General features: G+C 70.2%; 13 protein-coding genes and 2 pseudogenes. 9 read left to right on the top strand and 6 right to left on the bottom strand.

What is annotated here, in order from left to right:
* Window positions 1–91: 91 nt before the first annotated feature.
* Window positions 92–1,720, bottom strand: coding sequence for a carboxylesterase/lipase family protein (locus ACFYWY_RS22650; protein ID WP_389189565.1), 1,629 nt, complete (start codon window positions 1,718–1,720; stop codon window positions 92–94).
* A gap of 110 nt (window positions 1,721–1,830) precedes the next feature.
* Here ACFYWY_RS22650 and ACFYWY_RS22655 point away from each other — a divergent pair, with 110 nt between their 5' ends.
* The 7 genes and pseudogenes from ACFYWY_RS22655 to ACFYWY_RS22685 all read left to right on the top strand — a co-directional run bounded on the left by ACFYWY_RS22655 (window position 1,831) and on the right by ACFYWY_RS22685 (window position 12,987).
* Window positions 1,831–2,391, top strand: coding sequence for a PadR family transcriptional regulator (locus ACFYWY_RS22655; RefSeq protein WP_389189568.1), 561 nt, complete (start codon window positions 1,831–1,833; stop codon window positions 2,389–2,391).
* 602 nt (window positions 2,392–2,993) lie between these two features.
* Window positions 2,994–3,980: pseudogene (locus ACFYWY_RS22660) on the top strand (esterase-like activity of phytase family protein).
* 101 nt (window positions 3,981–4,081) lie between these two features.
* The gene (locus tag ACFYWY_RS22665; RefSeq protein ID WP_389189572.1) at window positions 4,082–5,074 is read left to right on the top strand and encodes a serine hydrolase; all 993 of its coding nucleotides are present in this window, start codon (window positions 4,082–4,084) and stop codon (window positions 5,072–5,074) included.
* Between the two features lie 131 nt (window positions 5,075–5,205).
* On the top strand, window positions 5,206–8,946 hold the full coding sequence (locus tag ACFYWY_RS22670; protein WP_389189575.1) for an ABC transporter ATP-binding protein: 3,741 nt from the start codon (window positions 5,206–5,208) through the stop codon (window positions 8,944–8,946).
* Window positions 8,947–9,294: 348 nt separating this feature from the next.
* A complete protein-coding gene (locus tag ACFYWY_RS22675; protein ID WP_389189829.1) occupies window positions 9,295–10,863 on the top strand; it encodes a hypothetical protein in 1,569 nt (522 codons plus the stop codon).
* Window positions 10,864–11,100: 237 nt separating this feature from the next.
* Window positions 11,101–11,445, top strand: coding sequence for a hypothetical protein (locus tag ACFYWY_RS22680; RefSeq protein WP_389189831.1), 345 nt, complete (start codon window positions 11,101–11,103; stop codon window positions 11,443–11,445).
* A 108-nt stretch (window positions 11,446–11,553) separates the two neighbouring features.
* Window positions 11,554–12,987 carry a S28 family serine protease gene (locus ACFYWY_RS22685; RefSeq protein WP_389189578.1) on the top strand — a complete coding sequence of 478 codons (1,434 nt, stop codon included), beginning with the start codon at window positions 11,554–11,556 and terminating at the stop codon, window positions 12,985–12,987.
* 46 nt (window positions 12,988–13,033) lie between these two features.
* Here ACFYWY_RS22685 and ACFYWY_RS22690 read toward each other — a convergent pair whose 3' ends face one another.
* The 3 genes from ACFYWY_RS22690 to ACFYWY_RS22700 all read right to left on the bottom strand — a co-directional run bounded on the left by ACFYWY_RS22690 (window position 13,034) and on the right by ACFYWY_RS22700 (window position 16,876).
* Window positions 13,034–13,753, bottom strand: coding sequence for a hypothetical protein (locus tag ACFYWY_RS22690; RefSeq protein ID WP_389189581.1), 720 nt, complete (start codon window positions 13,751–13,753; stop codon window positions 13,034–13,036).
* Between the two features lie 132 nt (window positions 13,754–13,885).
* Complete coding sequence (locus tag ACFYWY_RS22695; RefSeq protein ID WP_389189584.1) at window positions 13,886–15,703, bottom strand: glycoside hydrolase family 3 protein; 1,818 nt, start codon at window positions 15,701–15,703, stop codon at window positions 13,886–13,888.
* Window positions 15,704–15,976: 273 nt separating this feature from the next.
* Entirely contained in the window at window positions 15,977–16,876 is a 900-nt protein-coding gene (locus ACFYWY_RS22700) for a LysR family transcriptional regulator (RefSeq protein ID WP_389189587.1), read from the bottom strand.
* 101 nt (window positions 16,877–16,977) lie between these two features.
* Here ACFYWY_RS22700 and ACFYWY_RS22705 point away from each other — a divergent pair, with 101 nt between their 5' ends.
* Window positions 16,978–17,934 (top strand): EamA family transporter, encoded by a 957-nt coding sequence (locus ACFYWY_RS22705; RefSeq protein ID WP_389189590.1) that lies wholly within the window; start codon window positions 16,978–16,980, stop codon window positions 17,932–17,934.
* Here the strand turns inward: ACFYWY_RS22705 and ACFYWY_RS22710 are convergent.
* Window positions 17,822–18,598: pseudogene (locus tag ACFYWY_RS22710) on the bottom strand (sugar phosphate isomerase/epimerase family protein); the annotation flags it as partial. The gene ACFYWY_RS22705 and the pseudogene ACFYWY_RS22710 overlap by 113 nt on opposite strands.
* Window positions 18,595–19,530, bottom strand: a complete 936-nt coding sequence (locus ACFYWY_RS22715; protein WP_389189593.1) for a GNAT family N-acetyltransferase — start codon at window positions 19,528–19,530, stop codon at window positions 18,595–18,597. The gene ACFYWY_RS22715 and the pseudogene ACFYWY_RS22710, both read right to left, overlap by 4 nt.
* A gap of 314 nt (window positions 19,531–19,844) precedes the next feature.
* Here ACFYWY_RS22715 and ACFYWY_RS22720 point away from each other — a divergent pair, with 314 nt between their 5' ends.
* Entirely contained in the window at window positions 19,845–21,887 is a 2,043-nt protein-coding gene (locus ACFYWY_RS22720) for a TerD family protein (RefSeq protein ID WP_389189596.1), read from the top strand.
* Window positions 21,888–21,892 lie beyond the last annotated feature (5 nt).

Genomic DNA, 21,892 nt, shown 5'->3' on the forward strand with positions numbered 1-21,892 from the left:
CAGCTCAACCAACTCGGCTACCAAGTGACCCTCCAAACAGAAGGAGCTGCCTGACCGGCGGCTACAGACACGAGACCGGGGGATTTTCGAATCAGGGGGTGGCGGCGGCGTCCCACAGGTCGCATTTGTGTGCGGCCTCGGTATCCGACGTTGCGGTATTGCCGCTCTGTGAGGCGGTCCGCAGCTGAAGCACTTCACCAGGCGTCGAGGTCTGGTCCGGCATGGCGGGCTGGCCGGGGGCGCTCGGGGCCGAGCCGTGGATGAAGGAGCCCCAGTAGGCGGTCATCTGGTCGGCCAGGGTGCGCTGTTCGGCGTTGAGACGGGCGCTGATGCCGTATGGCTTGAACAGGTAGTTCAGTTCGGCCGCGTGCGTCGCGCCGAAGTCGAAATCGGCGTTTTGCGGCAGGGAGGCGAACAGCGGGGAGGTGCGGTCGGCGAACTCGTACGCATAGACCTGTCCCCGGTTGGCCAGGCGCTCGCTGGTGCGCAGGGCGGGGCAGGCGAAGAGCTGGTCGCCGAAGGCCGCGGCGTAGGCGTAGCCGGGGCGCGGGTAGGTGCTGAGCGGGTAGCGCGCCAGGGCCTTGGCGCCGGTGGCGTCGCCGAAGGCGGACGTCAGAGCCTTGGGGTAGGCGTCGGCGGTCAGGGGGTTGCCCCAGCGGTCGAAGCTGTCGTAGGAGAAGACCAGGCCCTCGTCGCTGTTGGCGCCGTTGAGGACGGGGACGTGGGAGGCCCGGCCGGAGGTGAAGGCTTGCGCGGGCTGGAGGGGCAGTGCACGGCCGCCGACGGTGTAGTTCCAGGTCTCGAGGAATGTGCCGTTCTGTGCGTCGAGGATCGCCTTGGCCGGCTTGGCCCGCAGGCAGTCGGCCGCGGTCGCCGCGACGGTGCAGCCGAGCTTCTTGGCGAAGGCGAGTCCGTTGGCGACGGCCTTCTCACGGGGGATGCCCGCGCAGTCGAAGTAGGCACCGCTTTGAATGATGGCCGCGCGGTACAGCCCTCGGCTGGTCGGGGAAGCGAGCTGGGTGCAGACCGCGCCGCCGCCCGCCGACTCGCCGGCCAGGGTGACCTGCCGGGGGTCACCGCCGAATGCCGCGATGTTCGACTGGACCCAGCGCAGCGCCTGCTGCTGGTCGAGCAGGGCGAAGTTGCCGGTGGTTCCGGGCAGGGTCAGGAAGCCGAGGGCACCGAGCCGGTAGTTGACAGTGACCACGACGGCGTTCGTTCGGCGGGCGAAGGTGTCGGGGACGATGTCGCGTGCGGCTCCGCCGATGTTGCCGCCGCCGTGGATCCAGACGAGAACAGGCAACCGTGACGCGCGGGCGGCTGTGGACGGCGTGTACACGTTCACATCGAGGCAGTCCTCGGTGGTGTGCTGCGTCGCGTAGCCGGGCGCCCAGTAGGTGTTCTGCGCGCAGTAGTCGCCGTAACGGGTGGCATCCCGGACACCGCGCCAGTTCGCCGGGCGATGGGGGGCCTGCCAGCGCAGGTCGCCGGTGGGCTTCGCGGCATAGGGAATGCCGAGGAACTGCCGCCCCCCGGCGGTGCTCTCCCCGCGCACCAGGCCCTGGTCGGTGCGGATCAGGGAGCGTTCAGAATCGGCCGCTGATCCGGCCGGGCCGGGCGGGCTCGCCAGAGCGGGGGCGCAGGTGAGCGTCAAGGCGGCGGCGGTGAGCGTGATCAGGCTCCGGCGCACTCGGCGCCAGGGTCTCAAGGTCAGGGGCATAGGGTCTCCCGGTGCATGGGTGGCTCGGCTGGGACGGCTCGGGCACCATGAGAGTAGGGGCAAAGTGACATAGGTGACTAGTGCCATAGGGGAAGGGGCGCAACCGACTGATGAAGCTGGAGCACGTGCTGCTGGGAATGGTGGCCATGCGTCCCTGCACGGGATACGACCTGAAGCGCTGGCTGGACAGCGAAATGGGCCGCATGCTCCGCATCCGCACCCAGCAGAGCCAGGTGTACCGGACGCTGAACCGCATGTGCGCCGACGGCTGGGTCCGCTACGACGTGCAGCGCAACGAAGGCCGGCCGGATGCCAAGGTGTACGTCGCCGCCGAAGCCGGCGAGCGCGAACTGCGCGAGCGCCTGGCCGTTCCATACGTGCCGTCACCCGATTTCGGCGACCCGGAGTTCTTGGTCCGCTATACCTTCGCGATCTTCCTCGACCGCGACGAACAGGTCCGCCTCGTGCAGACCGAACTCGACGCACGCCTTGCCCAGCTGGACAGGTTCCGGGCCCGGGAAATCCGCGATGAGCCCTGGCTGCCCGGCGTCGACCGGCCCCGCATGGCCCAGATCCTGGATCATGTTCACGGCTACAAGGACCTCGCTCTGGACACGCACGTGCGCTGGCTTAAACAGACACTGGCCGAGCTCACCGAGAAAGCGGGGTGACCTCGGCCGCCCGCCGGACCGAACACCCGAGGAGAATCCTGCGTCGCAACATGGCGAGTACGTTTCGCAGGCGCATGGCGCCACGGTAGGACGCGGCGGGTTGAGCCCGGGCGGACTCCCCGTGAACGTTCGGCCGCCCGGTCCTTGGTGTGCCGGGGGAAACCCCCACCGCGGACGCTCATGCAGGCACCATCGATCCGGCGTGCAACGAAAGGCCGTTCGCCATCCTGTTGGCCGCAGCAGGAGCGGTGCTGTTCCTGGGATGGGTCAGTCAGCTGTGAACCGGACGGCGTGTGGTTCCGGCTCAGGTATCGCGCCAGTTCGGGGTTGATTCTGCGGCTCCCACCTGGCGAGGAACCTACTAGGAAATAAACGGCAATTCGCCTACATCAAATGCCCTCTCAGAGCTACCGAATAGCGCACGGCCAGGCCGACTCCTCACCAGCACGCCGTTCTCGCCGGGCCGACGCGATGTCCACCCGCGCTCGGCTCTCTCCCCAGACCTGCCCTGGTCCCCCCGCGCGACGTGGCTGATGCCGTGAGGCGGGTCCGCCCGGCACCCAAGAGGCAGCGCGCTGGTGGTGACGGCCGTCATAGCCGGGGTGGCCGTCGCCACCTGTCCGGTCGCTGCCGGGGCCGCCAACTCCTAACCGCAGACGGGCAGTTGCTCGCCCCGCGTGGCCATCGACAGCTACTCCGACATGCTCGACAAGACCGAGTTCCAGGGCACCTTCGTCGGTAACTTCTCCGCCCTCGCCGTCGATACGGACGGCCGCATCGCCGCCGTCTCCGACCGGTCCTCGCTCTTCACCCTCGACGCCCGGACCTACGCGCCCCGCACCGTCGTCCCCCTCGCCGACGAGAACGGCGCGCAGCTCGACTCCGAAGGGCTCGTCGTCGAGCGCGACGGCAGTCGGCTGATCAGCTCCGAGACCGAGCCCTCCGTACGGCGCTACGACCGCCACGGCACGCTCCTCGGCAGCCTCCCGGTGCCCGACGCGCTGCGGGTCGCCCCCGCCGGGCGGGCCGCGCGGAACCTCACCTTCGAGGGGTTGACCCTCCAGCCCGGCGGCCGGACCCTCGTCGCCGGTATGGAGGGAACGCTCGCCGGTGACGGCGCAGGGATCGTGCGGCTGCAGACCTGGCGGCGGCATGGGGCCGGCCATGACTTCCGGCTCGCCGCCCAGTACGGCTACCGCGTCGACGCCGGGCTCTCGATCAGCGAGACCACCGCCACCGGGGACGGGCGGCTGCTCGTGCTCGAGCGTGGGTTCACGGCCGGTGTCGGCAACACCGTGCGGCTGTACCTCGCCTATCCGGGTCGGGCCGGCGATGTGAGCCGTGTGGAGAATCTCACGGGGGACGAGCGGCTCGTGCGCAAGACGCTCCTCGCCGACCTCGTCGACTGTGCCTCCCTCGGCGCCCCCGCCAAGCAGCCGCAGCCCAATCCCCTCCTCGACAACATCGAGGCCCTGGCCGTCACTTCGCACGGCCCCGGCGGCCGGCTCCGGCTCCTGCTCGCCAGCGACGACAACCAGAACCCCTCCCAGATCACCCGGATGTACCGGCTGACGGTTCGGCTCCCGTAGAACCACTGACGCCGTACAACTTTTCGCCCAGTCGTGAGTCATGTGGAGCGGGTGCGCCGCAGAAGCGCGCCCCCTCCAGCACAAGGGGATGGAAAGCCTCCATGACTCACCACCGAATAACGGGCCGCATAGCGGGCCGTATGGCGGGGCGCATGTCCCGGCGCGCCCGTGCCACCGCCGCGGTCCTCGCCGCGGGCGTGCTCGTGCCGCTGGCCGCGGGCGCGACGCCCGCGGCCGCCGCGACGCCGACGGTCAGCTGCACCTCCGGCAAGTCGGGACTCGCCGCCAAGCTGACCCAGGACATCACCGCCTCGCTCGCGGGCCGCGCCTCCACCACCGCCGTCGCCGTGCGCGACAACACCACGAACACCACCTGCGGGCTGCGGATCGGCGACCGTTACGACTCCGCCAGCGTCGTCAAGGTCACCGTCCTGACGACGCTCCTGTGGGACGCGCAGAAGACCGGTCGTCAGCTGACCGACCGCGAGAAGCAGCTTGCCTCCGACATGATCACCAAGTCGGACAACGCCGCCACCAGCGCGCTGTGGAAGCAGCTCGGCGTCACCAAGATCCAGGGCTTCCTCAACGCCGCCAAGATGTCCCGGACCATCCCCGGCTCGGGCGGCTACTGGGGCCTCACCCAGATCAGCGCCGGCGACCAGATGCTGCTCATGAACCTGCTGGCGCTGAAGAACACCGTCCTGACCGACGCCTCGCGCGGCTACACCCTCGGCCTGATGTACAAGGTCGTGCCCTCGCAGCGCTGGGGCGTCTCGGCCGGCGCCCCGAGCACCGCCCGCGTCCAGATCAAGAACGGCTGGCTCTCGCGGGCCACGCACGGCTGGCGCGTCCACAGCGTCGGCGCCTTCACCAGCGGCGGTCACAGCTACACGATCTCCGTGCTGACGCACGACAACAGCTCGATGCAGTACGGCGTCGACACCATCCAGAGGGTCGCCCGCGCGGTCCACAAGGACCTGGCCCCCGCGGCCACCGCCACGGCCGAGGTCTTCGCGCCGCCCGCCGTCCCGCACGAGGCGCTGCCGGCCACCCCGGAGACGGCCCCGAAGGAAGCGGTTCCCGCCACCCGCTGATCGCCCGCTGATCGCCCGTCGATCGCCCGCGGATCACTCGTTGATCACCGCCGCGGCCCGTCCTCGGCCTCGATGTGTTGCAGCGGAATGAAATCCCCTGCTCGCGGCGTTGGTGCCTTCCGGTAGACCAGATGAAAACCGGGAGGCACCACGTGGCGTCGGCAGAGCAGTCGGCAGATCAGGGGTGGGCGCGGCGGCTGTCCGGATACGCCTGGCGGTACCGGCGCAACGTCATACTCGCGCTCGGCTCCTCGCTGGCCGGCATGGCCGTCATGGCGCTCGTACCCCTGATCACCAAGGTCGTCATCGACGACGTCATCGGCGACCGGACCAGCTCCCTCGCCCTCTGGACCGGCCTGCTGATCGCCGCCGCCCTCGTCGTCTACGTCCTGACCTTCATCCGCCGCTACTACGGCGGCCGCCTCGCGCTCGACGTCCAGCACGACCTCCGCACCGAGATGTACGGGACGATCACCCGCCTCGACGGACGCCGCCAGGACGAACTGTCCACCGGACAGGTCGTCGGCCGCGCCACCAGCGACCTTCAGCTCATCCAGAGCCTGCTCTTCATGCTCCCGATGACCATCGGGAACATCCTGCTCTTCCTCATCTCCCTGGTGATCATGGCGTGGCTGTCGCTGCCGCTCACCCTGATCGCGATCGCCGTCGCCCCCGCCCTCTGGTTCATCGCCAAGCGCAGCCGCACCCGGCTGCACCCCGCCACCTGGTACGCGCAGAGCCAGGCCGCCGCCGTCGCGGGCGTCGTCGACGGCGCCGTCTCCGGCGTACGCGTCGTCAAGGGCTTCGGCCAGGAGGACCAGGAGACCGGCAAGCTGCGCGAGGTGAGCCGCAAGCTCTTCGCGGGGCGGCTGCGCACCATCAAGCTCAATGCGAAGTACACCCCAGCCCTTCAGGCCGTCCCGGCGCTCGGACAGGTCGCGATGCTGGCGCTCGGCGGCTGGCTCGCCACCCGCGGCCAGATCACGCTGGGCACGTTCGTCGCATTCTCCAGCTATCTCGCGCAGCTCGTCGGCCCGGTCAGGATGCTCGCCGTGGTGCTGACCGTCGGACAGCAGGCGCGGGCCGGTGTGGAGCGCGTACTGGAGCTGATCGACACCGAGCCGACCATGAAGGACGGCACGAAGGAGCTCCCGGCAAACGCCCCCGCCACCGTCGAGTTCGACGATGTGACCTTCGGCTACGACGAGGAGCGCCCGGTCCTCGACGGCTTCTCGCTGGAGATCAGGCCCGGCGAGACCGTCGCCGTCGTCGGCTCCTCCGGCAGCGGCAAGTCCACCGTCTCGCTGCTGCTGCCCCGCTTCTACGACGTGACGCACGGCGCGGTCCTGGTCGGCGGTCACGATGTGCGCGAGCTGACCCTCGACTCGCTGCGCGCAGCCATCGGGCTCGTGCCGGAGGACAGCTTCCTCTTCTCCGACACGGTGCGCGCGAACATCGCGTACGGAAAGCCGGACGCCACCCAGGAGGAGATCGAGACCGCGGCGCGCGCCGCGCAGGCCGACCGTTTCATCGCCGAGCTGCCCGGCGGCTACGACACCAAGGTCGGCGAGCACGGCCTCACCCTCTCCGGCGGCCAGCGCCAGCGCATCGCGCTCGCCCGCGCGATCCTCACCGACCCCCGGCTGCTCCTCCTGGACGACGCCACATCAGCCGTCGACGCACGCGTCGAGCACGAGATCCACGAGGCGCTCCGATCGGTCATGGCCGGGCGTACGACCCTGCTGATCGCCCACCGCCGCTCCACCCTCGGCCTCGCCGACCGCATCGCCGTGCTGGACGGCGGACGGCTCGCCGACATCGGCACGCACGAGGAGCTGACGCGCCGCTCGGCCCTGTACCGGCGGCTGCTGACCGACCCGGACGAGCTCGGCGGCGTATCGCCCGGGCACATACCGCTGCCGACCGTGGAACCGGCAGAGGACCGCACCGTACGGGACGAACTCGACGCCGAATTCGACGCCGAGCGCGGCATCACCCCCCGGCTGTGGGAGCGCGAGGAGAACGCCGAGGAATCTGCGGCCCCCGGCGCGACCCCCGAACTGCTCGCCCAGGTCGAGGCGTTGCCCCCGGCCGACGGCACCCCTGGCATCGACGAGGCCCGCGCCGTGCGCCCCGAGCACGACTACGGGCTGCGCCGACTGCTGCGCGGCTTCGGCCTGCCGCTGCTGGTCAGCCTGTCGCTGGTAGCCGTCGACGCCGGCATGGGCCTGCTGCTTCCCGTGCTGATCAGACACGGCATCGACAAGGGCGTCAGCCAGCTGGCGCTCGGCGCGGTGTGGGCGGCCTCCGCGCTCGCGCTGGTGAGCGTGATCGTGCAGTGGACCGCGCAGACCGGCGAGACCCGGATGACGGGACGCACCGGCGAGCGGATCCTCTACTCCCTGCGCCTGAAGATCTTCGCGCAGCTCCAGCGGCTCGGACTCGACTACTACGAGCGCGAGTTGACCGGCCGCATCATGACGCGGATGACGACGGACGTGGATGCCCTGTCCACGTTCCTGCAGACCGGTCTGGTCACCGCGTTCGTCTCTGTGGTCACCTTCTTCGGCATCATGGTCGCCCTGCTCGTCATCGACGTACAGCTTGCGCTGGTGGTCTTTGCGACCCTGCCGGTACTGATCGTCGGCACGTACTTCTTCCGCAAGCAGAGCGTGAAGGCGTACGAACTGGCCCGTGAGCGCATCAGCGTCGTCAACGGCGACCTCCAGGAGTCCGTGTCCGGACTGCGGATCGTCCAGGCGTTCCGGCGCGAGCGCGACGGCGCGGACCGGTTCGCGGCCCGCAGCGACAGCTACCGCCGGGCGCGGATCCGCGGCCAGTGGCTGATATCGGTCTACTTCCCCTTCGTCCAGCTGCTGTCCTCGGTGGCCGCGGCGGCCGTGATGATCGTCGGCGCGGGCCGGATCGAGGCGGGCACTCTGACCGCCGGCGCGCTCGTCGCGTATCTGCTGTACATCGATCTGTTCTTCGCGCCCGTGCAGCAGCTGTCCCAGGTCTTCGACGGCTACCAGCAGGCGACGGTGTCGCTCAGGCGCATCCAGGAACTGCTCCAGGAGCCGACGTCGACCGTCGCCGCGAAGAGGCCCGTCGATGTGCCGACGCTGCGCGGCGAGATCGCCTTCGAGGACGTGAACTTCGCCTACGGCGACGAGGAAGACGCCCTCACCGGCATCGATCTGCGCATCCCGGCCGGTCAGACCGTCGCCTTCGTCGGCGAGACCGGCGCGGGCAAGTCGACGCTGGTCAAGCTGGTCGCGCGGTTCTACGACCCGACGAGCGGCCGGATCACCGCCGACGGCGCGGATCTGCGCGAGCTGGATCTGACGGCGTACCGGCACCGGCTCGGCGTCGTCCCGCAGGAGGCGTACCTCTTCGCGGGCACGGTCCGGGACGCCATCGCCTACGGTCGCCCCGGCGCGAGCGACGCCGAGGTGGAGGCCGCGGCCCGGGCCGTCGGCGCGCACGACATGATCGCGACCCTGGACGCCGGCTACCTCCACGAGGTCTCCGAGCGCGGCCGCAACCTCTCGGCGGGTCAGCGCCAGCTGATCGCCCTGGCCCGCGCCGAGCTCGTCGACCCGGACATCCTGCTGCTCGACGAGGCGACCGCGGCGCTCGACCTGGCCACCGAGGCCCAGGTCAACCAGGCCACGGACCGCCTCACCGGCCGCCGCACCACGCTGGTCGTCGCCCACCGCCTGACGACGGCGGCGCGCGCGGACCGGGTGATCGTGATGGACGGCGGTCGGGTCGCGGAGGACGGCACCCACGACGAACTGCTCGCGCTGGGCGGCACCTACGCGATGCTGTGGCGGACGTTCATCGGGGAGGACGAGCCGGCCGCCGTGTGAGGGGTGCGATGCGGCGACAGGACGAAGTCCGGCCAGTCGGCCGAGGCTTGTGAGGCCCCCAGGGGCCGAGCAATGCGAGGGCGGCAAAGGGGGAGGGGCCGCGATGCTGTGGCGGACGTTCATCGGGGAGGACGAGCCGGCCGCGGTGTGACCCGGTTCGGCTGCCTCAACCTCGCGGATGGCGTCTCGCGCCCGGCAGTTGGCCGACTGCCGCGACACGCCTTCCGCGCCACCGGGACGAAGCCCAATGCCTGATAAACCAGGATCAAGCTGACGGCGGCTCCGAATCCGGTGAAGGGCAGGCACGTGAACACCCCCAAGATCGATGACGCTTCGGCGCCGTCAACCATGTCCTCCGCCGTGGGGTGGCGACAGCGCTCCCACGGCCTCGTCACCCCACGCCCGGCCACCGTCAGTCCCTCCTCCGAACCCGTCCGCCGCCGAGTCGACGCGGCTGGGCGAGCCGTCGTACATTCCGCGGTGCTGCTGCTGACCGTGCTTCTGCTGCTGCTGATCCAACGACTGCCGTGGAACGGGGACCTCGGCCTCCACGCCGCGACGATCGAGCGGCTGCGCACCGATCTGCTCCATCCGGGCAGCCCGCAGGTCGATGCCGACACCGACAGCCCGTACTACTCACCGTGGACCGTGCTGCTCGCCCTGGTGGCCAAGGCGACCGGAGTGAACGCCTTCACGATGCTGCGGATCGCGGCCCTGATCACGCTCCCTCTGCTGCTCACCGGTATCCGGCACTTCACCCGGACGCTCAGCAAGCGCCGGCTCGCGCCGCCGCTGGCCGTGCTCTGCCTGCTGCTGCTCTGGGGCCCGCCCCTGCTCGCGTGGAGCGGTTTCCTGGAACTCGGCTCGCTCGCGCTCGTCATCTCGTACCCGAGCACCTTTGTCGTCGCGCTCTCCTTCCACTTCTGGGCACTGCTCACCAAGGCCCTGCGCACTGCGGCGTCATGGAAGGCCTACATCGGGCTCGGCCTGATGTGGGCCGTGATCATGCTCAGCCACCAGTTCTCGGGGGTAGTCGCGACCCTCGGGGCTCTGGCCGTGCTGCTCGCCGCACGGCCGTGGCCGGCCAAGGAGACCTGGCTGCACCTGGCATGGGGCTTCATGCTCGGCGTCGCGGTGATCGCCGTCTGGCCGTACTACTCGTTCTTCTCGCTGTTCGGCTTCGACGGGCTGGAGGAAATCCACCTCCCGCTGTACAGGGACATGCCGGCCCGCTTCGGCCTCGCCTTCCTCGGGGTCGTCGCCCTGCTGTTCCGGTGGCGGCGGGACAAGCGCGACCCGCTGGTGATCCTCTTCGCGCTGGGCACGCTGGTGGTCGCGGCCGGCGGTCTCACCGGCCACTGGTCGTGGGGCAGGGCGCTGCCCGCGGCGATCATCCCCGCGCAGTTGGCCATCGCCCTCGCGATCGCGGAAGCCGGGAACAGGTTCGTCCGCAATGCCCTCGCGGCGGTCACAGCCGCCGCGCTGCTGTTCGGGGCATGGACCCAGTCCACCGCCCTCGGCTATGTCATGGTCGGCGAAGCGCTGCCCCAGGCCGTACGGGAGAAGTCCTGGCCGTCCTGGCAGGGCCCCGAGTGGGTGACCCGCGCGGTGAAGCCCGGCGACACCGTCATGACGACGTACCGCACCGGCCTGATGCTGCCGGCGTACGGCATCTACACCGTCGCCCCCGGCTTCGACGACATCTTCCTGCCGGACCAGAAGGAGCGGCACGCCGCCGTTGAGCGCTTCTTCGCGCGCGACACGTCACGCAGGGACCAGCTCGACATCCTGCACCGCTACAACGTCAAGTGGCTCCTGCGGTGGGATCCCGAGGGCGGTCTGCCGTCGAAGGACCCGGCGCTGCGCCGGGCCGACTTCGGGCCGGACGGCCAGACGCTGTACAAGGTGGTGGGCTGACCGGCCGCCGTCGGTGGCGTCCCCGGCTTCCCCTTGGACGAGGTTCGTGAGTGGATGAGATTCGCGAGCCGTCCCGCGCCCGTCACCGTCTGACGGATTCCTGAGCCTCGCAACCGTTCAGCCCCCGGCTGCGTCGTACGCATGTACGGAGCCGTGACTAGGGGGCGCAGAGTGTTCGGTGTGGCGGGGAACAAACGACTCGGGCGGCGGCTGCTCGCGCAGGGCCTCGCCGTGCTCATGGCCGCGGCCGCCCTCACCCTGGCGGGCCCGGGCACACAGCGCGCCGACGCCATCGTCTCGGCCTGCAGCGGACGGCCGCTGAAGACCGTCAAGTTCGCCACCGGCGAGCTGCGCGTCTACAAGAAGCGGCAGTACGCCTGCGCCATCACCGTCTCCAACACGCCCGGCACCCGGCGTGCCATGTCCGTCTCCCTCCAGGCGCGCGGCGGCCATCCCGCTGGGGACAGGGGCACTTTCACCCGTCACGCCGGCCCCGTCACCGTCCACGCCCTCAACCGTTGCGTACGGGCCACCGGCGCCGTCTCCGGCGTCGCCCGCTCGACCGGCTGGATCCTCTGCTGACCGAGCCCCGGCCCCACTTGACCGACTCGCGTCCCAACTGGGGCTGGCGGGCACGGCATTGCCCCCGCTAGGTTCACCGCGACCGCTGGTGAATCAAGGGGAGGGTGAATGCGCAAGGCGCTCAGATGGCTGTTGTCGCTCGTGGTGCTCATTGGCACCGTGAGCGCGGCCGGCGCGACGGCCGGTGCGGCTACCGCCGCAGAGCCGACGACCGGCACGGACATCAAGGACCGGATCCTCGCGATACCGGGCATGAGTCTCATCGAGGAGAAGCCGTACCCGGGTTACCGCTTCTTCGTCCTCAACTACACACAGCCGGTCGACCACCGGCACCCGGCCAAGGGCTCCTTCAAGCAGCGGATCACCCTGCTGCACAAGGACACCAACCGTCCCACCGTCTTCTTCACCTCCGGCTACAACGTGAGCACCACGCCGCGCCGCAGTGAGCCGACGGCGATCATCGACGGCAACCAGGTCTCCCTGGAGTACCGGTTCTTCACCCCGTCGCGGCCCGATCCGGCCAACTGGTCCAAGCTGGACATCTGGCAGGCCGCCAGTGATCAGCACCGGGTCTTCACGGCGCTGAAGAAGATCTACGCCAAGAAGTGGCTCTCCACCGGCGGCTCCAAGGGCGGCATGACCGCCACCTACTTCGAGCGCTTCTACCCCCGGGACATGGACGGCGTCGTCGCGTACGTCGCCCCCAACGACGTGGTGAACAAGGAGGACTCGGCGTACGACCGGTTCCTCGAGAACGTCGGAACCAAGGAGTGCCGGGACAGGCTGAACGCGGTCCAGCGCGAGGCTCTCGTGCGCCGCGAGCCGCTGGCGGCCAAGTACCAGCAGGCCGCGACCGCCGAGGGCTACACCTTCAAGACCATCGGCAGCCTCGACAGGGCGTACGAGGCCGTGGTCCTCGACTACACCTGGGCGTTCTGGCAGTACAGCCTGCTCGCCGACTGCGAGTCGATCCCGGCCGCGGCGACCGCCAGCGACCAGGAGATCTACGACTCCATCGACGCGATCTCCGGCTTCTCCTTCTACACCGACCAGGGCCTGGGCACGTACACGCCGTACTACTACCAGGCAGGCACCGAGCTGGGCTCGCCCGACATCAAGCAGCCGCATCTGAACGGGCTGAGCCGGTACGGGTACCAGCCGCCGCGGAACTTCGTGCCGCGTGACATCCCCATGCGCTTCAAGCCGTGGGTGATGAACGACGTCGACAAGTGGGTCCGGCACAACGCCCACCAGATGATGTTCGTCTACGGCGAGAACGACCCGTGGGGCGCCGAGCCGTTCCGGGTCGGCAAGGGCAGCCGCGACAGCTACGTGTACGTCGCGCCCGGCGGAAACCACGGGTCCAACGTCGCCGGCCTGGTGCCGGACCAGAAGGCGAAGGCCACCGCCGCGATCCTGAAGTGGGCGGGCGTCGCCCCGGCCGCCGTCCAGCAGGACGCCGAGAAGGCGCAGCCGCTGACGAAGTACGACGCGAAGCTCGACAAGCGGGACATCGAGCGGGAGCCTGCCCTGCGGCCGTAACTCCGGGCAGGTAAGTCAGTGGGCTGTGCCCGTCGTTGAGTGATCCTCATACTCGGCGGGCACAGCCCACCGGCTCGTCACCGCCCAGCCGTACGTAGAGCGCCGTAGACGGCGGGCACTGCGCCCTGTTCCGGACCGCCGACGCCACCTCGAACTCCGGTGCCCGCACGCCCGATCCGTCGCAGGCCGTCTCCTTCACCTGCCCCTTGCTCGCGCTGTACACGCAGTCGCCGACGACGGTGTGCGGGCCGCCGCCCTCGCCCGGGTCGCCCGGATGAGGTGGCTCCAGATTGCGCATACAGGCGTACCCGCGGCCCACCTCCCCGTCGCCGTCCTCGTCGGCCGCCGGACGGCTCTCGGAGATGTGCAGCACGAAGTCGGTGGCCGCGGGGCAGCCGGGGCCGCTCGCGGGCCGCCCCTCGTCCCCGCCTGCGTCCCCGCCTGCGTCTCCTCCCTGGTATTCGCGCTCGTATTCGCGCTCGTACGGGCCTTCGTACCGGCCTTCGTGGCGGGCGATCACCCGGGCCGCCGCCTTCTCGCTGGTGCAGGGCACTTCCTGGACGTCACGGCCGCGTGAGCCGCAGTCGCCGGGGCCGAGGAAGACCAGGCCGTACCCAAAGGGCGTGGCGGCGGGGCTCCCGGCGCTGCCGCCGGCCGCTGTGGTGCGTCCCGTCGCCTGCTGGCAGCCGGCGGTGAGCGCCGACGCCAGCGCGAGTGCCAGTGCCAGGGCGCTCACCGCCCCCACGGGCCGCCGCTGTGTGCCCATCCGTACCCCCGAGCCCCGGCCCCCGGGCCGGTTGGTCCAGCGTGGCCCGCCGAGGCGGGCACACGCCAGACGCGCGGAGTGTTTCGGGACAGTTGGGGGAGTGCGCCGGTGGCGCGGGACGGGGCGGCGACGTCAGTCGAACGACAGACCGTGGCCGATGGGATACAGCACCTGGGCCGGATCGTCCGCCCGTTGGACGGGCACGGGCAGCCGCCCCCGGGGCTCGGCACGGCCCGCGATCACCCGTGCCGCTGCGCGCAGTTCGACATCCGTCCAGGAGTACGCGGCGAGCGCCGCCCGTACGCCGTCGAGCCGTGCGATGTCGTACGGATTGCGGATGGCGAGCGCGACGACCGGCACCCCTGTCGCGGCGAGCCGTGCCACCAGGGTGCGCTGGGGGCTGGTCGCCGAGACGTTGTACGTGCCGACGATCACCGCGTCCTTGCCGCCCGCCGCAGCCACCGCTTCCTCGATCTTCGCCGCGGTGGGGGTGATGCCGGTGGACAGCGCGGTCGCGGTGAAGCCCAGTTCGGTGAAGGCCTTCGCCAGTACGGCGGTCGGCGGGCCCGTCGTCCCGGTCGGCGAGGCCGGGTCGGCGCCGACCACCAGGAGGGCCGGCTGCCTGCGCCGGCTCAGCGGCAGCAGCCCGCCCTCGTTGACCAGCAGGGTCGTCGTCCGCTCCGCGATTCGGTCGGCGGCGGCGAGATGCGCGCCGATGCCGACAGTGCGGTCGAGACGCCGGTGGGAGACGAACGGGTCGCGGAACAGGCCCAGTCGCTCCTTGAGGGAGAGGATGCGCAGGATCGATTCGTCGATGCGTGACACGCTGATCTCGCCGCTCTTGACGGCGCTGAGCACGCCGTTCCAGGCGACGGCCAGGTCAGGCGGGTTGAGCAGCTGGTCCACCCCCGCCTTGAGCGCGAGCACCGGCACCCGGTGGTCTCCGTACTTGTCCCGTACGCCCTGCATATTGAGCGCGTCGGTGACGACCACACCGTCGTAGCCGAGCTCCTCGCGCAGAATGCCGGTGAGGATGGGGCGCGACAGCGTGGCCGGGTCATTGCTCGGGTCCAGCGCCGGGAACTGGATGTGCGCCGTCATGATCGAGTCGATGCCGGCGGCGATCGCGGCCCGGAACGGCGGGGCGTCGATCTCCTCCCACTGCTGACGAGTGTGCGTGATGACCGGGATGCCGGTGTGACTGTCCACGGTGGTGTCGCCGTGCCCCGGGAAGTGCTTGGAGGTCGCCGCGACGCCCGCGCCCTGGTAACCCTTGACCTGCGCGGCGACCAGGCGGGCGACCGCCTCCGGGTCGGCGCCGAAGGACCGTACCCCGATGACCGGGTTGGCGGGATTGACGTTGACGTCGGCGACCGGGGCGTAGTTCTGCAGGATGCCCATCGCGGCCAGTTCGGCACCGGCGATCTGCGCGGCGCTGCGGGCGTCGGACCGTGCCCCGCCCGCCCCCAGCGCCATCGCGCCCGGCAGCAGGGTGGCGGGCCTGCCGACCCGGGCGACGATGCCGTGCTCCTGATCGGTGGAGATCAGCAGCGGGACGGGGGTGGGCTGGGCGAGCCCGGCACGCTGAATGCCGTTGGACAGATCGGCGATCTGGTGCGGATCGCGGGTGTTGTGCGCCCAGGAGAAGTAGATGATCCCGCCGACGTGGTAAGCGGCGACCAGCTCGGCGGCCGTGCGGACGCCCATCTCCTTGAGGTTGAGCTCGATGTCGGCCTGGTCGGGGGCGGTGGCGGAGTGCCCGTACACCCGCATCACAAAGAGCTGGCCGACCTTCTCCTCCAGGCTCATCAGGGAGATCAGCCGTTTGAGACGGTTGCGGTTCGAGGGGTGGGCGAGGGCGGGCGATGCGGTGGCTACGGCGCCTGCCGCGACGGCGGTGGCGGCGGTCGCGGTGAGGAGGGTGCGTCTGGAGAGGCTCCGGTCGTGCATGGGTGCTCCTTCCGGCCTTGCTCGACAAGGGAGTTGAAGGAAACTTCCAAGGTTTCACGGATAGCCGGAAAGTTACTGCCAGGTCAAGGGTGTGGCAACAGAAAGCACGCGCGGCACGCGAAAGGTCACCCGGACGCGGTGGCGGTGGCGGGTGCCGGGCGTGGGCGGCCGGCGGGAACGGCACCCCGGATCCGCCGCGCGGCTCACGCGCCGGGCTTACGCGCCCAGGCTCACGCGCCGGGCGCAGGCGGCGTCGGGCTCAAGCGCCCGCCGTCACGCGCCCGGCCAGTGGCGCTGGAGCGACTCCACCGTCGCTGTGATCGCGGGGCGGCGCGCCGCGCCCGTGCGCCACAGCGCGTACAGCTGTCGCTTCGGCACCGGATCCAGGGCGAGAGCCACCACCCCGGCAGGCAGCGGGCCGCGGCCGAGCCGCGGGATCAAGGCGATGCCGAGCCCGGCCGCGACCAGTGCGAGCTGGGTGTGGTACTCCTCCGCCTGGTGGGCGAGATCGGGCTCGCAGCCTGCCGCGCGCAGCGTACGGACCAGCCAGTCGTGGCAGACCGTGCCCGGCGGCTGGCAGATCCACCGCTGCCCCGCCAGATCCTCGCGGCGCACGGACGCGCGCGAGGCCAGCGGATACCCCTCCGGCACCAGCAGATCGCACAGGTCGTGGCCGATGGCGGCCTGTTCCACGCCCTCGGGAGCCGGCAGCGGCGCGATGTCCCAGTCGTGCGCGACGGCCAGGTCGATCATCCCGCGGGCCACCAGGTCGATGGAGAGATGCGGGTCGACCTCCGTCATGCGGGCGTCGAGCCCCGGATAGCTGCGGCCGAGTTCGGCGAGCACCGCGGGCAGCAGTCCGCGGGCCGCCGAGGCGAACGTGCCGATGGTGAGCCGGCCGGTCGGCTCCCCTCTGCGCTCCTCCAGGGTGGTCTCGGCGCGCTCGACGATCGCGAGCAACTCCTCGGCGGTGGCGGCCAGATGACGTGCCTCGTCGGTGAGCGCGACGCCCCGTCCCCGTCGTTCGAGCAGGGTCGTACGTGTCTCCCGCTCCAGCTTGGTGATCTGCTGCGACACGGCGGACGGGGTGTACCCGAGGGCGATGGCCGCGGCGGCCACGGAACCGTGGACGGAGACGGCGTGCAGTGCGCGCAGTCGTCCCAGATCGAGCATGGCCGACCTCCCCTTCTGCGGGCATTCATAAGCAACGCTCAATTCCACCATGAAGAAACCCGTGCTGGTGCTACATGGTCGAGGCCGGAGATCCTCGGTGCATGCGTCCCGCACACATCGCACTCGCCGTCCTGGTCGCCGCGGTCTGGGGAGTGAACTTCGTCGTCATCGAGCTCGGGCTCGGCCACTTCCCGCCGCTGCTCTTCTCCGCCCTGCGCTTCTTGGTGGCCGCGCTGCCCGCGGTCTTCTTCGTGGGCCGCCCCAAAGTCGCCTGGAAGTGGGTGATCGGCGTCGGACTGGCGCTGGGTGTCGCGAAGTTCGGGCTGCTGTTCATCGGCATGGACCGCGGGATGCCGGCCGGGCTGTCCTCGCTCGTCGTGCAGATCCAGGCGGTCTTCACGGCCCTGTTCGCCGCTGTAGTCCTCAGCGAACGGCCGGGGAGGGTACGGGTCCTGGGCATGGCGGTCGCCCTGTGCGGCATCGCCCTCGCGGCGGTCGACGAAGGGACCTCGGGCCCCGTGCTCGCCTTCCTGCTCGTCATCGCGGCGGCGGCCTGCTGGGGCGTGTCCAATGTGCTGACCCGCAAGGCCTCCCCGCCGGACGCGCTGAACTTCATGATCTGGGTCTCGACCGTCCCCGTGCTGCCGCTGCTCGCGCTCTCCCTACTGTTCGAAGGCCCGCAGACTGATCTGGACGCGCTGCGCGCCCTGGACTGGAGCGGCGCCGGCGCGATCGTCTACGTCGCCTGGGGCGCGACGGTCTTCGGCTTCGGCGCCTGGGGTTTCCTGCTGCGCCGCTACCCCGCCTCCGCCGTCGCCCCCTTCTCGCTGCTCGTGCCGGTCTTCGGCATGTCGTCGGCGGCGCTGCTGCTGGACGAGTCGGTGAGCCCGCTGCGCTGGGGCGCGGCGGTGCTGCTGGTCGGCGGGGTGGCGCTCACGTCCCTGTCGCGAGCAGGAGCTCCAGGTGCTGCCGCCCCGGCACCAGCAGCCCCGGCAGGTCAGCTGCCTCCGGATGCCAGCGCTTCTCGTACTCCCAGCACAGCCACGTCTCCTCGGTGAGTGTCGCCAGGCACTCGGCCAGCGGCAGTACGCCCGCGCCGAGCGGCAGCGGCGCGAGGTCGTCGCGTGATGCGACGTCCTTGACCTGGACATAGCCGAGGAAGGGAGCGAGCGCCGCGTGTGCCGCCGCCGGTTCCTCGCCGTCGAGCCACGGGTGCACCACGTCCCAGATCGCGCCCGCGTGCTTGTGGCCGACGGGGCCCAGGATGCGGGAGACACTGGCGCCGGTACGGTGCGAGTCGTGCGTCTCCAGCAGGATCCGTACGCCGAGCCCGGCCGCGGTCTCGGCAGCGGCTCCGAGCCGGCGGGCGGCCGTGGCCTCCGCCTCGGCCGGGTCCTGGTCGCCCCCGCCGGGGAAGACGCGTACGTTCGGCGCGCCCAAGTCCTTGGCCAGTCGGAGCAGTTCGTCGAGCTCCTCGTACACCGGAGCGTCGTCACCGGGAGCCGCGACGCCGGTGTACCCGCACACGGTGAGAATCTCCACGCCCGCGCGTTCGAACTCCGCCGCCACGGCGGCCCGTTCCCGCGCCCCGATCCCCGGATGCACCGGCTCCTCGGGGTCGGCGCGCAGCTCGACCCCCTGGTAGCCGGTGTCCGCGGCGAGCGCGACCACGTCCGCGACGGGCATGCCCGGCACGCCGAGCGTCGAGAAGGCGAACCTCATTTGACCGTTCCTTCCTGCAGGGGCAGCCGCCAGTCCTGGCCGACCAGATCCGCTCCGTACGAGCGGTGCGGCTTCTCGGCGACGAGGGTGAACCCGGCCCGCTGATAGATCCGGCGGGCCCCGTCCAGTACGTCATTGGTCCACAGCACCAGTTCTCGGTACCCCACATCGCGCGCGAAATCCACGACAGTGCTGACGAGTCGGTCACCGAGTCCGTGCCCACGCGCCTCCGGTTCCACGAGCAGGAGCCGCAGCCGCGCGGTCGCCGGGGCGTCGTCCCGTACACACATCACCGACCCGACCGGCCGCCCGTCCAGCTCGGCGATCCAGACCCGCTCCAGATGGGGGTCGTGGTCCTGCGCGAAGTCCGCGATGATCCGGGCGACGAGCCCTTCGAAGTCGGCGTTCCAGCCGTACTCTGCGGCGTAAAGCGCCCCGTGCCGCTGCACGACCCATCCCAGATCACCGGGCCCGGGCTCGCGCAGGACGGGGCCCTGGCGGTGGGCGGGACGCCCGCGGCCGAGGATCTCGCGCACGGTCCGCATCGCCTCGACCAGCCGCGACTGCTCGTCCGTGGCCACCTTGTCCAGCAACGCCCCGACGGCCTCCCGCGACCGCTCGTCCAGCAGCGCCGCGGCCTCGCGCCCACGGGGAGTGAGGGTGATCCGCTGCCGCCGCGAATCCACCTCGGACGGCGCCCGCCCGACCAGCCCGTCCCGCTCGAACTTGGCGAGCAGCCTGCTCAAGTACCCGGCGTCTAGGGAGAGTTCGGCACGCAGGTCGGCGGCGTCGGTACGGGGGCTGTGGGCGAGTTCGTACAGGACGCGCGACTCGGTGAGGGTGTACGGGGTGTAGAGGTGCTTGCTGTAGTCGAGCGCCCCGATGAGGTTGGTGTAGAAGCGGTTGAACGCGCGGATTTCATGGATCGGCATGAGCTGCTCCGGGCTGATTACTCCGGGCTCTATCCTTGACTGAGTCAACAGTATGGCGGAGCTCGGGCCGCGGCAAGGTCTGGCGGGGCGCTCTGTCACTCAGGGTCGCGTCGGGCAGCCCCGGGCCGCCCGTCGCCGGAAGGACCGCCGTTTCCTCATTTGATTCAGTGTTCACAACATCTCCTCATACGTCGGCTATGAGCGCTACGGTTCTCTTCGTCGCACCACGTGCGCACTACGTCACAGATCGACATGTTGTAGCTGCTTGGGCCTGCCCTGAGGCGGCCGCACGTCTGGGGGACTGCATGCTCGAAATGGCCAAGGGTTCCAATGCCGGCCTGACAGCCCTGAGCGATGACATCGGATCGGTGATCGTGAGTCTGCGCTGGAGCAGCGCGACGGGGGACGGGGACGCGGATGTGTCCGTACTGCTGTTGGACGACAACGGCAAGGTGCGCAGCGACGCCGACTTCTTCTTCTACAACAACCCCGCGGCAGCCGACGGCAGCGTGCAGCTGCTGGGCAAAACACCGACCGACATTGGCAGCGAAGACCGCATCAGCCTCGACCTGACCGCAGTGCCTCCGAATGTTGAACGCATTGTTGTGGCGGCCAGTCAGTACGGCGGTTCCTGCTTCGGCGAACTGGACGACCTGCGGGTGACGCTCGCCGATCGCAGCGGTGAGACTCTGCTCGGATTTTCCATCACCGACGCCGGCGTCGAGAGCGCATTCATCTTCGGTGAGCTCTACCGCCGGGGCGAGGAGTGGAAGTTCCGGGCGATCGGCCAGGGCTACGAAACCGGCCTGGCGGGTCTGGCCACGGACTTCGGCATCGCTATCGATGACGAGAGCGAGGACGATGCCACAGAACCAGCTGAAGTGGAGCCGGTACTGAAGGCCGAAGAGCCGCGGGCTCTGGCCGTCGAACCGCCAGTGGCGTTCCCCGCACAGGCGGTACGCGAAGAGCGGCCCGCCGATGCCAATCCGACGCCGACGCCGACGGGCGGCGCCCGTGGCCCTCGTACCGCCAAGAAAAAGGTCACGCTGCCCAAGGTGGCCAGGAAGACCCTCGCCGAGAACGATTCCTGGAGGCCTGCGCGGCTCTTCCCCGCGCCGTCGCTCAAGAGCGACAAGGAGCGGGAGCTGCGGGCAACTTCAGTTCTGCTCTCTGTGATGGCCGAAGTGCCGGAGTTCGGGCGCCGGCTCACCGCTGCTTTCGGCGCGCCGGCCGGCCGTATGCAGACCTTCACCGAGGTCACGCTGCCGCACGGAGAAAGCCCCAAACGCCCGGACGGTGTGATCCGCGTGGAAAGGGCGGGCAAGCTGTGGACCGCTCTGGTCGAGACGAAGACCAATGGAAACCCGCTCAAGGCGGATCAGGTACAGAACTACATGGACATCGCCGCCCGCCGTGGCTACGAGGCCGTCATCACGCTCTCCAACGACGTGGCCCTGGAAGGCAGTCCGCTGGTGGACGTCAGGACTGACGGACGGCGTAAGCACAAGGTCGCCCTGTGGCACTTGTCCTGGGCCGAAGTGGCCCACCAGGCGCAGATGCTGATTCGCCACGAGGGCGTCGGCAATGCCGCCCATGCCTGGCTCCTGCAGGAACTGCTGCACTACCTTCAGCACGAGAATTCCGGCTGCCACGGATTTCAGAACATGGGTCCGGCCTGGGTGCCGGTACGAAACGGCATCGACACGGAGACTCTCTGTCAGGGTGACCGGCGCGCCGTCGAGGTCGTCGAGAGCTGGGAACAGCTCATCCGTCAGGTCTGTCTGCGCCTGGGCGGTGAACTCGGCCAGAAGGCGCTGCCGGTACAGCGTGCCAAGCGCGGCACCGACCCGCATTCCCGGCGGACCGCACTCGCCGACCGGCTGTGTGAGGAGGGCCGGCTGACCGCCGAGTTGCGCATCGACGGCACGCCCGGCGTACTGGCGATCGTCGCCGACCTGCGGACCGGCAAGCTGCGCACGTCCATCGAAATCCAGGCCCCGGAAGGGAGTTACCCCCTCACCTCGGCCAAGCGCCTGATCCGACTGCTGGCCGAGGCGCCGGCGGACCTCCATGTCGAGACCCTCGTCGAGGGCTGCAGCGGCCCGCGCGGCACCCTGGAACGGCTGCGCCCAGAACCGGCCGACATGCTGCCCAAGGACGGCGCCAGGATGACCGGTTTCCGGCTTTCGTTGTTCAAGGGCATGGGCGCCACTCGCGGCAGTGCCGAATCCGGATTCATCCGTAGCGTCGACGAAGCGGTGGACCGGTTCTACGCAAGTGTGGTCGCTCAGTTGGGCCCCTTCGGACGACGCCCGGCAAACCGGTCGCAAGCCACGGAACCAGCTGCCGTCAGCTGATCCCG

Origin of the sequence: Streptomyces sp. NPDC002870, from assembly GCF_042888505.1 — a bacterium.
Classification (GTDB): Bacteria; Actinomycetota; Actinomycetes; order Streptomycetales; family Streptomycetaceae; genus Streptomyces.

Coding starts and splice junctions, on each gene's coding strand:
- ACFYWY_RS22650 (WP_389189565.1), bottom strand. CDS start 1,720: ATGCCCCTGACCTTGAGACCCTGGCGCCGAGTGCGCCGGAGCCTGATC.
- ACFYWY_RS22655 (WP_389189568.1), top strand. CDS start 1,831: ATGAAGCTGGAGCACGTGCTGCTGGGAATGGTGGCCATGCGTCCCTGC.
- ACFYWY_RS22665 (WP_389189572.1), top strand. CDS start 4,082: ATGACTCACCACCGAATAACGGGCCGCATAGCGGGCCGTATGGCGGGG.
- ACFYWY_RS22670 (WP_389189575.1), top strand. CDS start 5,206: ATGAAAACCGGGAGGCACCACGTGGCGTCGGCAGAGCAGTCGGCAGAT.
- ACFYWY_RS22675 (WP_389189829.1), top strand. CDS start 9,295: ATGTCCTCCGCCGTGGGGTGGCGACAGCGCTCCCACGGCCTCGTCACC.
- ACFYWY_RS22680 (WP_389189831.1), top strand. CDS start 11,101: ATGGCCGCGGCCGCCCTCACCCTGGCGGGCCCGGGCACACAGCGCGCC.
- ACFYWY_RS22685 (WP_389189578.1), top strand. CDS start 11,554: ATGCGCAAGGCGCTCAGATGGCTGTTGTCGCTCGTGGTGCTCATTGGC.
- ACFYWY_RS22690 (WP_389189581.1), bottom strand. CDS start 13,753: ATGGGCACACAGCGGCGGCCCGTGGGGGCGGTGAGCGCCCTGGCACTG.
- ACFYWY_RS22695 (WP_389189584.1), bottom strand. CDS start 15,703: ATGCACGACCGGAGCCTCTCCAGACGCACCCTCCTCACCGCGACCGCC.
- ACFYWY_RS22700 (WP_389189587.1), bottom strand. CDS start 16,876: ATGCTCGATCTGGGACGACTGCGCGCACTGCACGCCGTCTCCGTCCAC.
- ACFYWY_RS22705 (WP_389189590.1), top strand. CDS start 16,978: ATGCGTCCCGCACACATCGCACTCGCCGTCCTGGTCGCCGCGGTCTGG.
- ACFYWY_RS22715 (WP_389189593.1), bottom strand. CDS start 19,530: ATGCCGATCCATGAAATCCGCGCGTTCAACCGCTTCTACACCAACCTC.
- ACFYWY_RS22720 (WP_389189596.1), top strand. CDS start 19,845: ATGGCCAAGGGTTCCAATGCCGGCCTGACAGCCCTGAGCGATGACATC.